We start from the raw sequence: 13501 nt of genomic DNA, 5'->3' as shown, positions 1-13501 counted from the left end.
GCTACATCGGCGGCGTCACCCCATCCTTGCCGGCGGAGATCGATTGCGCGGTGAGCGTGCCGTCCGCGCTCTGCGAGACGAACATCACCACCTTGACCCCGGCCTTGAGCAGGCTGCGGTCGCCCGGCACCAGGTTGACGATGGGCACATCGTCCGGCACCAGGATCGTCTGCTGGCCGCCCTTGTAGTTGACGGTCAGGGTCCGGCCGTTGCTCACCACCAGGTCGCCGACGCGGCCATTGGTCATGCTGCTGCCCTTGACCAGATCGAAAGGCCGATGACCGTCGCCGGTGCCGGCCATCTGCGGTGGAAACACATGGACCTCCAGCGCCTTGAGGCTGCCATCGGCCTGCGGCACGGCGGCCGAACCTATGTAGCTGCCGGGCTTGATGTCCTCGATATTGGCCAGGGTCACGGCGCGGACCTGGGTCTGTGGCGTGAGGTTGATGGTGACGTTCTCGCCGCTGTTGACGTGCACCCGCACCGCGTCGCCGGCGATGCTGGTGATTTCCCCGCGCACGCCGATGCGCATGCCCGGCGCGTCCTGAGCCTGGGCCGGGCCGGCCAGCAGCAGTGCGCCGAGGGTGATCGCTTGGGCGCCGCCGAGCAGGCGGCGAAGACACAGATTCATGGGACGGGCTTCCTGTGATGAAAGGTGGCACAGAGGTCTAAACGAGAGCACTCCAGTGTCCGCGGAACAATGAGCGAGCTATGGAACTGGATGTAAGTAAATGTATCATCGCAACGCGATCCCGGTCGTCGCCTGCCGCTCTCGGCCGGCCCCGCCAGGCATTTATTCCTCCCGGGCATGAATGCTATCGCTCGTCAGCTTCTACCGCGTCACGGGCCAGCCCCTTAGCCTCGCCCGCATCCTTTTCGCTGCAACGAGAATCGCCATGACTTCCACGACCCAGGGGCTGCCCGCCGCCACCACGACCATGACCCGCGGCATGGTGCTGCTGTTCGCCTTCTGCTGCGGCGCCATAGTCGCCAACATCTACTATGCCCAGCCGATCATCGAGCTGATCGCCCCGGACATCGGCCTGAGCAGCACCATGGCCAGCCTGATCGTGTCCCTGACCCAGATCGGCTACGCCCTGGGCCTGTTCTTCCTGGTGCCCCTGGGCGACCTGCTGGAAAACCGCCGGCTGATGATCCTCACCAGCCTGGTGGCCATCGCCAGCCTGCTGGGCGCCGGGTTCACCGAGCAGCCCAACGCCTTTCTGCTGGTCTCGCTGCTGATCGGCTTCAGCTCGGTGTCGGTACAGATCCTGATTCCCCTGGCTGCGCACCTGACGCCGGAGGAATCCCGTGGCCGGGTGGTCGGCGGCATCATGGGCGGCCTGCTGCTGGGCATCCTGCTGGCGCGCCCGGTGTCCAGCGTGGTGGCCGACCTGTTCGGCTGGCGCGCGATGTTTATCGCCGCTGCGGTGCTGATGGCCGCCATCAGCCTGGTCCTGCTGCTGACCGTGCCCAAGCGCCAGCCTGCCCACAGCGCCACCTACGGCCAGTTGCTGCGCTCACTGGGGACCCTGCTGCGCCAGCAACCGGTGCTGCGCCAGCGAGCGTTTTACCAGGCCTGTATGTTCGCCACCTTCAGCCTGTTCTGGACCGCGGTGCCGCTGGAGCTGGCGCGCAACCACGGCCTGTCGCAAAGCCAGATCGCCCTGTTCGCCCTGGTCGGAGCCATCGGCGCCATCGCCGCGCCCATCAGCGGACGCCTGGCGGATGCCGGCCACACCCGCGTCGCCTCCTTGCTGGCCATGCTGTTCGCCGCCTTGAGCTTCCTGCCGGCCTTTGTCCACCCGGCCTACAGCGTCATCGGCCTGGCAGTGACCGGCGTGGTCCTGGATTTCTGCGTGCAGATGAACATGGTCCTCGGCCAGCGCGCGGTCTACGCCCTCGATGCCCATAGCCGCGGCCGCCTGAACGCGCTGTACATGACCAGCATCTTCATCGGCGGCGCGGTCGGCTCGTCGATTGCCAGCGCGGTGTACGAACACGCCGGCTGGCTGGGCATAATCGGCGTCGGCAGCGCCTTGCCGTTGCTGGCCCTGCTGCGTTTCCTGGGCACCTCGCAGAAGGCGCTGCCTGTTACGGCCTGAGCCCGGGCTCAAGCCGCAGCCTGATCGATGTCCTCACCGGTGCGGTCGCGAATCCACAACAACACCAGGGTGGACAAGGCGACCGTCGCCATCATGTACCAGGCCGGCGCCAGCGCCTGCTCGGTCACCTGCATCAGCCAGGTGACAAAAAACTGGGCGAAGCCGCCAAACACCGAGATCCCGATACCGTAGGCCGCCGCCATGCCGGTGGTACGCACCGACTTGGGAAACATCTCCGGCAACATGGTGATGCCCGGCACCGTCTGCAGGGTCAGCAACACCGAGAGCAGGCTGATGATCAGCAGCAGGTTGAACAGGCTGGGGGCGGCGATCAGCCACTGGAAACACGGCACTATCACCACCAGGGTCAGCAGGCGCGAGCAGAAAATCACCCGCTTGCGCCCACAGCGATCGGCCAGCCAACCCACCAGCGGCGACAACACAAAACAGACCGCCCCCACCACCACGCTGGCCAGCAGGCTGGAGGTGGTCGGCAAGCCCAGCACCCTGGCGGCATAGGCCGGCATGTAAAAGGCAATGATCTGGGTCGAGACCATGGCCCCGAGCATCAGCAGCACGCTTTTGCCCAATGCCCACTTGTGCTGGCCGAACAGCTCGCGCAGCGGACTGCTGCGGGCCGCATGTTCCCTGGCCTGCTGGCTGTGAGCCGTCGACAGCCCGACCACCAGGGTGTCTTCCAGGTGGCGACGGATGTACCAGCCCACCGGGGCGGTGAGCATGCCGATGAAAAACGGCACCCGCCAACCCCACTCGCTCATCGCCTGTTGATCCAGCCCCGCCACCAGCGCCGCGACCATGATCGAACCGAGGAAGACCCCCAGCGACTGGCTGCCGAACTGCCAACTGGCATAAAAACCCCGTTGCGATGCGGGGGCGTGTTCCACCAGCAGGGTGGTCGCCGCCCCCACTTCGCCCCCGGCGGCAAAGCCCTGGATCAGCCGCGCCAGCGCCATGATCAGGGGCGCGGCCATGCCGATCTGGCCATAGGTCGGGGTCAAGGCCATCAGGCCGCAACCCAGGCCCATCAGGAACAGGGTCAGGGTCATCGCCGAGCGACGGCCAAAGCGGTCGGAGTAGGAACCGATCAGCAGCGCGCCGACCGGGCGCATCAGGAAACCCACGCCAAAGGTCGCGGTGGTCAGCAGCAACTGCCCGTAACCGGACGCCGCAGGGAAAAACAGCGGCCCGATAAACAGCATCAGAAAGCTGAACACCGTGAAGTCGAAAAACTCCAGGGCGTTACCGATAGTGGTACCGACAATCACCCGCCGACGGGAAACACACAGATTCGTCGCCGCAACCGGCGCGAAGGATTCGGAAACAACGGCCATGACATTCTCCTTGCAGACAAGGGCTACGCACCCACGACCGGCCGGGCCCGAACAGGCCCGGCCGGAGCGACCACCAGAGGCTGCGAATCAGTCGACTGGATCGAGAAAGGCGCTCACCAGCTTCACCCAGTAGCTGGCGCCGTAAGGCAGGCCGGCGTCATTGAAGTCATAGGCCGGGTTATGCAGCAGGCAGCCGCCCGCCGTCCCTTCGCCGTTGCCCATGATCAGGTAGCTGCCGGGACAGGCTTGCAGCATGAAAGAGAAATCCTCGCTGCAGGTCATCGGCTGCATATCGGCGACCAGCCCCTCCTCGCCCAGCCACTCCAGGGCCACCGCCCGCGCCAGGGCGGTTTCCCGCGGGTGGTTGTAGAGCACCGGGAACGCGTTGGCGCTGACCGTGACTTCGGCAGTCGCGCCGAATGCCTGGGCCTGGGCGTGGGCCAGCGCCTCAATGCGCTGTAGCAACAGTTCACGGGTCGTTTCTTTCAACGCCCTGACCGTCACCGCCAGCTCGACACGGGTGGGAACCACCGACGAACTGCTGCCGCCGTGAATCGCCCCGACCCCGACCACGCCCATTTCCAGGGGCGGCAGGTTGCGCGCCACCACGGTCTGCAACGCCATGACCAGCGAGGCCGCGGCGACTATCGGGTCGACCGTGTCCTGGGGCATGGCGCCGTGACCGCCACGGCCGTTGATGCCAATCGTCACGGTGTCGGCCGAAGCCATGAACGGCCCGGGAAGAAAACCGAACGTGCCCACCGGCAACCCCGGCCAATTGTGCATGGCAAAGACCGCATCGCAGGGAAACAGCTGAAACAGCCCATCCTCGATCATCTTTCGCGCGCCCACGTGCCCTTCCTCGGCGGGCTGGAAGATCAGGCGTACGGTGCCATCGAAGTCGATGCTTTGGGCCAGGCACTGGCCGGCGGCCAGCAGCATCGCGGTATGCCCGTCATGGCCACAGGCATGCATCTTGCCGTCATGCCGGCTGGCATAGGGCAAGCCGCTGGTTTCCAGGATCGGCAAGGCGTCCATGTCCGCGCGCAGGCCGATGACCCGGTTGCCCCGGCCCTTGCGCAACGACGCCACGACGCCGGTGCCGGCCAGCCCGTGGTGAACCTCATAACCCCAGCCGCGCAGCTTGTCGGCGACCAGGCGGCTGGTTTCGAACTCCTCGTAGCTCAGTTCAGGATGGGCGTGCAGATGCTGGCGCAGCGCAACCATGGGCGTCGTCAGCTCGCGTATCTCAGGCAGGATCGTTGGGCTCGGCATGGGTTTCTCCTCAGCAGTGATAGATGGCCTGATCGCCGGCTGAGACGCTGTCAGGCTCTTGTAGGTTTTTTAGGTAGATCGCCGTCAGGCTGGCGGCCAGATCTGTGGGAACCAGTCCTGGCGCAGGCGCTGGCCTGCTTGCATGCCGTGGTCAGGGTACGGCGGCGAGGTCCTGCCAGGGCGCTCGGCATAACGCACGTCCTCGCCCAGCCAGCGCAGCGACAGCACGCGTCGGCGGGCCTGGCTGAGATTGCCGCGTGCGCCGTGCACGGTGCGGAAGTCGAACAGCACCGCGTCCCCCGGCTCCATCTGCCACTCCAGCACCTGCATGCCGGGTTCGACATCCGGGTCCGGCACCGGCCGATAGCGGCTGACATCCTCGTAAAAGCTGCTGTCGTCCTTCCAGCGCAGCGGCAGCACCCACTGCGGCCAGAGGTGGGAGCCGGCGATCAGGCGCAAGGTCGCCTCGCGCACCGGGTCCACCGGGATCCACAGGCTGACGGTCTGCTCGCCATCGAGAAAGTAATAGGGAATGTCCTGATGCCAGGGCGTCGGCTTCTGGGTGCCCGGCTCCTTGACCAGTACATGATCGTGAAAGAACTGCGCACTGGGCGACTGCATCACCGCTGCTGCAATCCCCGCCGCGGGCGACTCACGGACCATGGCGACGAATTCGGGAATGCGCTCCCAGTTGCAGTAATCGTCGAAAAACCCACCCGGCTCGCCGGCCGCCACCACGTTGGTGGCATAGGGGCCCGGCTCGCGCTGGTTACGCTCGATACCTGCGGCGATCGACCCGACCCAGTCCTTGAACACACCACGTAGACAAATGGCGCCATCGCGTTGAAAAGCTGCGATATCCGCCGCTGATACCAAAGGGCTGACTGACCTGTTCATAGGGGCTCCTGCGTGACGGCCGCCATGATCGCGGCGACCACGGCCAGACTATTGCCCCAGGCTCATCCAAAAATAAAATAATATGATCCGATCTGGCTCCTCGGAATTTCTTATGAAGATCAGTCTGCGCCACCTGCGCTGCGCCCTGGCGGTCACCCGCCACGGCAACATCACTCAGGCCGCCGAGCACCTGAACGTATCGCAGCCGGCGGTCTCCGCCGCCCTCAGCGAACTGGAAGGACACCTGGGGCAAGTGCTGTTCATTCGCCAGCGCGGACAGGGAGTGACGCTGACGCCGTTCGGCCGCCTGGCGATGGACAAGGCCCAGCAGATAGTGGCCGGCGTGCATGAGCTGGAGCGCCTGGCGGACCACGACGACACCTTGTCCGGCGAACTGATGCTGGCCTGCTTCGAGGACCTGGCGCCCTATTGCCTGCCGCAGCTGTTGCGGGGCCTCAGGGAACGCCACCCGGCGATCGAGGTGACGATTCGCGAATACGGCTTCGACCAGATCGGCAAGCAACTGAGCAACGGCAGCCTGGACGCCGCCCTCAGCTATGACCTGGGCTTGCCGGATGGGGTACAGAGCACGGTGCTGTGCGAACTGTCGGCCCATGCGCTATTGCCGGCCGAGCATCCCCTGGCCGGTCACCGCGAGGTCAGCCTGCGCCAGCTCTGCGATTACCCCCTGGTGCTGACCGAACAGGCCTACAGCTGGCAGCATTTCCTCGACCTGTTCCGCTTCCATGGCTTGCAGCCGCAAAACTTCAGCAAGACCTATTCTTTCGAATTGCAGCGCGGGCTGGTGGCCAACGGCTTTGGCGTGGCCGTGGCCTATACCCGGCCTTTCGGCGACCACAGCTATGACGGGCGGCCGCTGGCGATCCGGCCGATTGCCGAACCGCTGCCGCTGCAACGCATTGTGCTCGCCCAGTCCCGGGCCCGCAGCCACTCGCCGCTGGTCAATGCCCTGCGGGAACAGGCCCTGCAATGGTTCGGCGAAAGCCCGGGGTTTGGCTGGCACCCATAAGCGACGCTGCGGCTCGACGGCGTTCCACACAACACTCGATCGCTCACACACAAGGAGTCCCAATGGACCGGCTGGCAGCCATGCAAACCTTCGTTCATGTGGTGGAAAGCGGGTCCTTTTCCGCCGCCGCCCGGCTTCTGGATATCGGCCAGCCGGCCGTGTCGAAAACCATCGCCCAGCTGGAGGCGCGGCTGGCGGTGCGGCTGTTGCTGCGCTCGACCCGCGGCCTGACGCCCACCGAGGCCGGCATGGCGTTTTTCGAGCGCGCCAGGCGGGCCCTCGAAGAGGCCGACGAAGCCGATCTCGCGGCGCGCGGTGCCGGTACGGGGCTGCGCGGTACGCTGCGAGTCTGCGCCGCTGTGACCTTCGCCCGCCTGCACATCGTGCCGCACCTGGGGAGCTTTCTCGAGCGCCACCCCGAGCTCGACATCGACGTGGTGCTGGATGACCGCAATATCAATCTGGTGGAGGCCGGCATCGACGTCGCCCTGCGCATGGGCCCCTTGAGCGACTCCGGGCTGACCGCGCGGCGGATCGGCGAATGCCGGCGCATGGTATTGGCCACCCCGGACTACTTCGCCCGCCACGGCGAACCCGCCCGCCCCGCCGACCTGGGCAAGCACCAGGCTATCGTCTACAGCCTCGGCGGCGGTGCCCACTGGCGCTTCGAACGGGGTGACGAACAGCAATCGGTGACGGTCCGCGGGCGGATTCGCGTCAGCGCCGCGGAGGGGTTGCGCGAGTCGGTGCTGGCCCACCAGGGGCTGACCCTGGCCTCGCAATGGATGTTCGCCCCCGAGCTGGCCAGTGGCGCGGTGCGCGAAGTGATGTCGGACTGGACGCTGCCCCGCCAGGAGCTATGGGCGGTGTTCCCTACCGGGCGGCTGACCAGCGCCAAGGCCCGGGCCTTCGTCGAGTTTGTCCAGCAGCAACTGGCCAGCCCCGGGCCAGATGCCCAAGGCTGAGCCGGGGTGCGCGCGGATTCAGATCCGCTCGCGCACCAGCACTTCGACCTTGGCCGCCTCGCCCCACTGACGCACCCGCTCGATCAGCGCCAGGTCGGTCTCGCCCACCAGGTACAGGGTTTCGATCGACTGCCTGGCCGCCCACTCGACGAAGCCGCACTGCTCGAAAGTACTGACAGACGCCAGCTGGAACTCGTTTTCATAGAACCCCGGCGCTACCGCGACCCGGGTGTCCTGGGCACTGACTTCAGGCAGGAACGGACAGGCCAGGTGCACCACGTCCCACTTCGCCACGCGCCAGTTGCGCAGCGCTTCGTCGAAGCGGCTACGGGCGCCGCGGACAAAACCCAGGCCGTCGATCACCATGCGCCGGTTGATGATCATCCATACCTTGCGTTTGCGCGGGGCCTTGAGCAGCACCTCGCCGGTGACCTTCGAGGCGCGCAGGGCCAGGGCGAACACCAGCAATACCGGAACGAAGTAGCGATAAACGGTCTCGGCGTTGGTGGCGCGGGTCAGCTCATACAACCTGGAAACCTCGCCCCGGGCCTTGCGCTGGTCGCCCAGGGTTTCATCGAGGCGGCCGAGCCACGCCAATACAGGCGGCGCCGAATACCGGGCGCGAAGCTCATCCAGTGCCTGGATCACCGTCCCCACCGAGAGCGCCGTCAGCCGCCCCTGCGCCGTTCTCTCTAACGTGGCAAAACGCTGACAGAGCTCGCTCACCTGCGCGGCATCGGCGACGCTATAGAGAGTCGCGGCGGCACGGCAATGATCCGGCCCCAACAGATCGTCGATCTCGGCCTTGAGGCGCTTCTGGGTCGAGGCTTCATGGGATTCGGCCAGCCGATAGTCGCTCTGGAACCATTCGGTCCTGACGCTCTGGGTTTCGCCGATCAGCGCCAGCGACGCCAGCAACAGCCAGCCGTAGTCCACGCGCTTCCAGCCGATCTCACCCAGGGGAAAGACCGAGATGAAGCTCCAGCAGAAGAAGTAGTAGAGGAAGATAAACAGCACCAGCAAATACACCGGTGCCAGGGAGAAGTAGATCAGCTGCGGCACTTCGACATCGGTGAAGCCATGCAGGGCGAGCAACACAGCGACAACACAGAGCCAGAAGGCCATGGGCGCGAAATAGGGTTTGTTCAGGCTTTTCTTCATCGGGCGCTCGGATGGCGATACTCAGGAACACCCTGGGGTATCGGCCATCCAACCGACCGCTTGAACCGGACTCGCCCGCGGTCCGCTCAGTGGTCGCCGCTTACTGAGAGCCGCTTACTGGAACTGGCGCCCCAGGCCCGACGGCACACCGTGGATATCGGTCTCTTCCCATGGCCCGTCGGGGCTGATGGAACGGCTCCAGCCGTTGTTCCAGCGGTAGTAGGTGCGCTGGCGGTAGAAGGTGTTGGTCTGGTTATCCAGCACATAGACGCCCAGGCGCGGGTCCCAGTGGCTGTTGCCGCCCGGTGGCGGCGCGAAGCTCGCGGAAGTGCGCGGCAGCGGCTTGGCCGGCTTGATTGGCGTGGCGGGTTTACTCGGGGTGCCGGGCGCCGGCTTGGTGCTGGGCTGCGCGGGCGGAATCGGTGGCAGCGTCTCGGGCGGCGTCGGCTGCTGGACCGCACAGGCGCTCAACCCCAGGACCAGTGTTAACAGGGTGATGCGGGCAATGGCGGTCATGGCGGCTTCTCTTATTTATCCGGGCTGTCGATGGTCAGTTGTTGCGGCGCGGTGGTGCTGCTGGCCAGGGGCTTGCTGCGACCGACCCACTCACCGGCAGTCGGTTGGCCGGCGCGGGAAATGCGTGCAACCAGTTGGACTTCCGGGAAGTTCGACAGTTTCAACTGCGGCATCATCGCGTCGGCGTCCCCCAGCTCCACCGTCACCGGCAGGTCGGCCACGGTCAGGCGCTTGGCCGCCAGCGGTGCCGGCGGCCCGGAAGTCGCACGGGCAAAGATGAACACGCTGTCGCCCGGCTGCACCTTGGCTTTCAGCTCGGCGGCCAACTCGACCCGCACCTTGAGCAGCGCGGCGGCCTTGGGCGCAGGTGCCTGGGCCACTTTGCCGCCGCTGGCCAGCAGCTTCTCGGTGGCCCGGTCGATACCGCCCTGCAGCGCGGCGCGCGAGTTGTCGTCCGCCGGCAATTGCGCCAGCAGGCGGTTCCAGTAATCGATGGCCTCTTGATAACGCTCGCCTTCGAAGGCGGCGATGCCCAGCAGGCCGAGGCTCGTGACTTCCTTCGGATCGGCCTTCAGCGCTTCGTCGGTCAGGGCCTGGACCTTGTCCGACCACCGCTTGCCGTCGGCGAAATACTGCGCCTGCGCCCACTGGCCGAGCAGTTCCGGCTGGCGCCCGGCCAGGGCCACGGTGCGCTCGAAGATCTTCGCCGCGTCCGCCGGGCGGTCCTGGGCCATGTAGGTACGGCCGAGGAAGTACAGGCCCTCGGCGGAATCCGGCTGGGCGGCGACCGCGCGCTCGAGGCGGCGGGTCATCTCTTCCATGGATTGCGGGGCCTGGGCGAATTCACGGGTCAGCTCGACCTTGTCGCTGGCACCGAAATGCAGGTACAGGCCCAGGCCCAATAGCGGCACCAGCAGCGCCGCCAGCAATGGCAGCGGCTTGCCCAGACGCGATACCCCAGCCAGTTCTGCGCCCTCGGTGTCGGCCAGCAGTTCGCGCGCGGCTTCGGCGCGGCCGCTGTCCATCTGCTCGGCGCTGAGCACGCCTTCGGCCTGCTGGCCTTGCAGCTCGGCCACGCGTTCTTGATAAAGCGCCACGTTCAGCGCGGTACGATCCTCTTCACGCTGGGCGCGACGGCCGCGTAGAACCGGGATCAGCAGAAAACTCAGGGCTACCAGGAGCAGCAGGCCTGCGGCGAGCCAGAAATCAATCATTCGCGGTCTTTATCCAACAGTTGGTCGAGGCGCTGACGCTCCTCGGCGGAAAGTGTGCTCGGGCTGTCGCTGCGCTGCACGCGCCGACGCCGGACGATCACGGCGATGATCACCACGCCCCCCAGCAGCAGGCCGGCGGGGCCGAACCAGAGCAAGGCGGTCTTGCCGGTCAGGGCCGGCTTGTAGCGCACGAAGTCGCCATAGCGGTCGACCATGAAATCGATGATCTGCTGGTTGTCCTTGCCTTCGCCGAGCATGCGGAAGATCTCCTTGCGCAAGTCCGCGGCGATCGGCGCATTGGAGTCGGCGATGTCCTGGTTCTGGCACTTGGGGCACCGCAGCTCTTTGGTCAGTTCGCGAAAGCGCTCGCGCTCGGCGTCGTTGGCGAACTCGTAGGTATCGATCGCGGCGTGGGCCACGCCAGCGATGCAGAGGCCCAGGACGGCCGCGGCCAGCCAACGCTTCATGGCTTGGCCTCATCGGCCAGGGCCTGATACTTGGCGGCCAGCTTCTCGCGCCACACCGTTTCGTCGATCACCCCGACGTACTTGTCGCGGATGATGCCCTTGGCGTCGATGAAGAAGGTTTCCGGCGCGCCGTACACCCCGAGGTTCAGGCCCAGGGTGCCCTCCTCGTCGCGGATATCCAGCTGATAGGGGTTGTGGAACTCGACCAGCCACTTCAGGGCGTCGGCGTTGACGTCCTTGTAGTTGACGCCGTAGATGGTCACGCCCTGCTGCGCCAGCTTGTTCAGCACCGGGTGCTCGACCCGGCAGGAAATGCACCAGGTGCCCCAGACGTTGACCAGCGCCGGTTTGCCCAGCAGGTCGGCACGGGTCAGGGTCTTGTCGCCCTGCACCGACGGCAGGGAGAACTCCGGGAACGGCTTGCCGATCATCGCCGACGGCAGCTCGGCCGGGTCCAGGTACAACCCGCGGTACAGGAACACCGCCACCAGCAGGAACAGCGCCAGCGGCAACAACATTATCCAGCGTCTCATGCAGTGGCTCCTGTCATGCCCAGGGCTTCGCGCACCCGGGTCTTCACCTTGACCCGATAACGCCGGTCGAGGGCCGCCAGCAGGCCGCCGAAACCGGTGAGCAGGCCGCCGAACCAGATCCAGCGCACGAACGGCTTGACGTGCACCCGCACGGCCCAGGCGCCATCGCCCAGCGGCTCGCCGAGGGCGACGTAGAGATCACGGGTGAAACCGGCGTCGATGCCGGCCTCGGTCATCACCGAGTTCTGTACCGTGTAAAGGCGTTTTTCCGGGTGCAGCACGGCAACTTCCTTGCCGTCGCGGACCACCCGCACCGTGCCCTTGTCGGAGGTGAAGTTGGGGCCTTCGAAATGCTTGGCGCCCTCGAAGACGAAGTGATAACCGGCCAGGTCCATGGACTCGCCCGGCTCCAGGCGCAGGTCGCGCTCGGCGCTGTTCTGGCTCGACAGCACCACGCCCAGGGCGCAGACCGCGATGCCCAGGTGCGCCAGTTGCATGCCCCAGTAGCTGCGGGTCAGGCCCGGCAGGCCCTTGACCAGGCCTTTGTGGCGGGTTTTGTCGAAAATATCGCGGACCCCGGCGAGCAACACCCAGGCCGCCAGCATGAAGGTCGCCAACACTGCCCAGTTGAAGTCGCCGTAGACGATACCGGCCACCACCGCCAGCGCGGCGCTGCCCAGCAGCACCGGGGTCAGCATGCTCACCAGCCATTTGACCGGGGTGTCTTTCCAGCGCACCACCACGCCGATCGCCATCACCACCATCAGCAGCGCCATCAGTGGAATGAACAGCGCATTGAAGTACGGCGGGCCGACCGACAGCTTGGCCCCGGTCAGGGCATCCAGCACCAGCGGGTACAGGGTGCCCAGCAGGATCATCGAGGCCGCCACCACCAGCACCAGGTTGTTGCCCAACAGCAGGGTTTCCCGCGACCACAGGTTGAAGCCGACCTGGCTCTTGACCACCGGCGCGCGCAGGGCGAACAGGGTCAGCGAGCCGCCGACCACGAACAGCAGGAAGATCAGGATGAACACGCCGCGCTCGGGGTCCGAGGCGAAGGCGTGGACCGAGGTCAGCACCCCGGAACGCACCAGGAAGGTCCCCAGCAGACTCAGGGAGAACGCGGCGATGGCCAGCAACACGGTCCAGCTCTTGAACACGCCACGCTTTTCGGTGACCGCCAGCGAGTGGATCAACGCGGTGCCCACCAGCCAGGGCATGAACGAGGCGTTTTCCACCGGGTCCCAGAACCACCAGCCACCCCAGCCGAGTTCGTAGTAGGCCCACCAGGAGCCGAGGGTGATACCGATGCCGAGGAATGCCCAGGCGACTATGGTCCAGGGTCGCGACCAGCGCGCCCAGGCCGCGTCCAGGCGCCCGCCGAGCAAGGCGGCGATGGCGAAGGCGAAGGCCACGGAGAAACCGACATAGCCCATGTAGAGCATCGGCGGGTGCACGATCAGGCCGATGTCCTGCAGCAGCGGGTTGAGGTCGCGACCGTCGCCGGGCACCTGCGGCAGAATCCGCGCGAAGGGGTTGGAGGTGACGATCAGGAACAGCAGGAAGCCGGTGCTGATCATGCCCATCACCGCCAGCACCCGCGCCAGCATCACTTGCGGCAACTGCCGGGAGAACACCGACACGGCGAAGGTCCAGCCCCCGAGGATCAGCGCCCAGAGCAGCAACGAGCCCTCGTGGGCGCCCCACACCGCGCTGAACTTGTAGTACCAGGGCAAGGCGCTGTTGGAGTTGCTGGCGACATAGGCCACCGAGAAATCGTCGACCATGAAGGCATAGGTCAGGCAGCCGAAGGCAAATGCGAGAAAGGTAAACTGCCCCCAGGCCGCGGGCTGCGCCAGGCCCATCCACAGGCGGTCGCCGCGCCAGGCGCCGAGCAGTGGCACCACGGCCTGGACCAGGGCAAAACACAGGGCCAGGATCATCGCCAGATGACCGAGCTCGGGAATGAAGAGTGCGGATGTCATC

The 13501-nt window shown here is 66.1% G+C and carries 13 protein-coding genes; 3 read left to right on the top strand and 10 right to left on the bottom strand.

Annotated features, from left to right (window positions below):
* Nucleotide 1 precedes the first annotated feature (1 nt).
* A complete protein-coding gene (locus tag BM019_RS08970) occupies nt 2-631 on the bottom strand; it encodes a DUF5666 domain-containing protein (RefSeq protein ID WP_023968338.1) in 630 nt (209 codons plus the stop codon).
* Nucleotides 632-896: 265 nt separating this feature from the next.
* On the opposite strand from BM019_RS08970, the gene BM019_RS08965 reads away from it, so the two are divergent.
* Entirely contained in the window at nt 897-2105 is a 1209-nt protein-coding gene (locus BM019_RS08965) for an MFS transporter (RefSeq protein WP_092418080.1), read from the top strand.
* 8 nt (nt 2106-2113) lie between these two features.
* Here the strand turns inward: BM019_RS08965 and BM019_RS08960 are convergent, their stop codons facing one another.
* From BM019_RS08960 to BM019_RS08950, 3 genes are all read right to left on the bottom strand, one after another.
* On the bottom strand, nt 2114-3457 hold the full coding sequence (locus BM019_RS08960) for an MFS transporter (RefSeq protein ID WP_092418079.1): 1344 nt from the start codon (nt 3455-3457) through the stop codon (nt 2114-2116).
* An 87-nt stretch (nt 3458-3544) separates the two neighbouring features.
* A complete protein-coding gene (locus BM019_RS08955; RefSeq protein WP_092418078.1) occupies nt 3545-4732 on the bottom strand; it encodes a M20 aminoacylase family protein in 1188 nt (395 codons plus the stop codon).
* A gap of 84 nt (nt 4733-4816) precedes the next feature.
* Complete coding sequence (locus BM019_RS08950; RefSeq protein WP_092418077.1) at nt 4817-5629, bottom strand: phytanoyl-CoA dioxygenase family protein; 813 nt, start codon at nt 5627-5629, stop codon at nt 4817-4819.
* A 112-nt stretch (nt 5630-5741) separates the two neighbouring features.
* Between BM019_RS08950 and BM019_RS08945 the strand changes: the two genes are divergently transcribed.
* On the top strand, nt 5742-6659 hold the full coding sequence (locus BM019_RS08945; RefSeq protein WP_092418076.1) for a LysR family transcriptional regulator: 918 nt from the start codon (nt 5742-5744) through the stop codon (nt 6657-6659).
* 62 nt (nt 6660-6721) lie between these two features.
* Nucleotides 6722-7624 (top strand): LysR family transcriptional regulator, encoded by a 903-nt coding sequence (locus BM019_RS08940; protein WP_092418075.1) that lies wholly within the window; start codon nt 6722-6724, stop codon nt 7622-7624.
* An 18-nt stretch (nt 7625-7642) separates the two neighbouring features.
* Here the strand turns inward: BM019_RS08940 and BM019_RS08935 are convergent, their stop codons facing one another.
* The 6 genes from BM019_RS08935 to BM019_RS08910 form a co-directional block, all read right to left on the bottom strand.
* Nucleotides 7643-8785, bottom strand: coding sequence for a hypothetical protein (locus tag BM019_RS08935; RefSeq protein WP_092418074.1), 1143 nt, complete (start codon nt 8783-8785; stop codon nt 7643-7645).
* Nucleotides 8786-8899: 114 nt separating this feature from the next.
* Nucleotides 8900-9301 (bottom strand): hypothetical protein, encoded by a 402-nt coding sequence (locus BM019_RS08930; RefSeq protein ID WP_092418073.1) that lies wholly within the window; start codon nt 9299-9301, stop codon nt 8900-8902.
* Between the two features lie 11 nt (nt 9302-9312).
* Nucleotides 9313-10515 carry a c-type cytochrome biogenesis protein CcmI gene (gene ccmI / locus BM019_RS08925; protein ID WP_092418072.1) on the bottom strand — a complete coding sequence of 401 codons (1203 nt, stop codon included), beginning with the start codon at nt 10513-10515 and terminating at the stop codon, nt 9313-9315.
* Entirely contained in the window at nt 10512-10982 is a 471-nt protein-coding gene (locus tag BM019_RS08920) for a cytochrome c-type biogenesis protein (RefSeq protein WP_009042761.1), read from the bottom strand. The genes ccmI and BM019_RS08920 overlap by 4 nt, the downstream gene beginning before the upstream one ends.
* Nucleotides 10979-11515, bottom strand: coding sequence for a DsbE family thiol:disulfide interchange protein (locus tag BM019_RS08915; RefSeq protein WP_007922047.1), 537 nt, complete (start codon nt 11513-11515; stop codon nt 10979-10981). The genes BM019_RS08920 and BM019_RS08915 overlap by 4 nt, the downstream gene beginning before the upstream one ends.
* A complete protein-coding gene (locus BM019_RS08910; RefSeq protein ID WP_009042759.1) occupies nt 11512-13500 on the bottom strand; it encodes a heme lyase CcmF/NrfE family subunit in 1989 nt (662 codons plus the stop codon). The genes BM019_RS08915 and BM019_RS08910 overlap by 4 nt, the downstream gene beginning before the upstream one ends.
* Between the last annotated feature and the right edge of the window lies 1 nt (nt 13501).

The sequence above is a fragment of the Pseudomonas sp. NFPP07 genome, from assembly GCF_900115645.1.
GTDB lineage: Bacteria > Pseudomonadota > Gammaproteobacteria > Pseudomonadales > Pseudomonadaceae > Aquipseudomonas > Aquipseudomonas chlororaphis.
This window is presented reverse-complemented; position numbering and strand designations above follow the sequence as displayed.

Coding starts and splice junctions, on each gene's coding strand:
- BM019_RS08940 (WP_092418075.1), top strand. CDS start 6,722: ATGGACCGGCTGGCAGCCATGCAAACCTTCGTTCATGTGGTGGAAAGC.
- BM019_RS08945 (WP_092418076.1), top strand. CDS start 5,742: ATGAAGATCAGTCTGCGCCACCTGCGCTGCGCCCTGGCGGTCACCCGC.
- BM019_RS08960 (WP_092418079.1), bottom strand. CDS start 3,457: ATGGCCGTTGTTTCCGAATCCTTCGCGCCGGTTGCGGCGACGAATCTG.
- BM019_RS08920 (WP_009042761.1), bottom strand. CDS start 10,982: ATGAAGCGTTGGCTGGCCGCGGCCGTCCTGGGCCTCTGCATCGCTGGC.
- BM019_RS08950 (WP_092418077.1), bottom strand. CDS start 5,629: ATGAACAGGTCAGTCAGCCCTTTGGTATCAGCGGCGGATATCGCAGCT.
- BM019_RS08935 (WP_092418074.1), bottom strand. CDS start 8,785: ATGAAGAAAAGCCTGAACAAACCCTATTTCGCGCCCATGGCCTTCTGG.
- BM019_RS08955 (WP_092418078.1), bottom strand. CDS start 4,732: ATGCCGAGCCCAACGATCCTGCCTGAGATACGCGAGCTGACGACGCCC.
- BM019_RS08970 (WP_023968338.1), bottom strand. CDS start 631: ATGAATCTGTGTCTTCGCCGCCTGCTCGGCGGCGCCCAAGCGATCACC.
- BM019_RS08965 (WP_092418080.1), top strand. CDS start 897: ATGACTTCCACGACCCAGGGGCTGCCCGCCGCCACCACGACCATGACC.
- BM019_RS08930 (WP_092418073.1), bottom strand. CDS start 9,301: ATGACCGCCATTGCCCGCATCACCCTGTTAACACTGGTCCTGGGGTTG.
- BM019_RS08910 (WP_009042759.1), bottom strand. CDS start 13,500: ATGACATCCGCACTCTTCATTCCCGAGCTCGGTCATCTGGCGATGATC.
- BM019_RS08915 (WP_007922047.1), bottom strand. CDS start 11,515: ATGAGACGCTGGATAATGTTGTTGCCGCTGGCGCTGTTCCTGCTGGTG.
- ccmI (WP_092418072.1), bottom strand. CDS start 10,515: ATGATTGATTTCTGGCTCGCCGCAGGCCTGCTGCTCCTGGTAGCCCTG.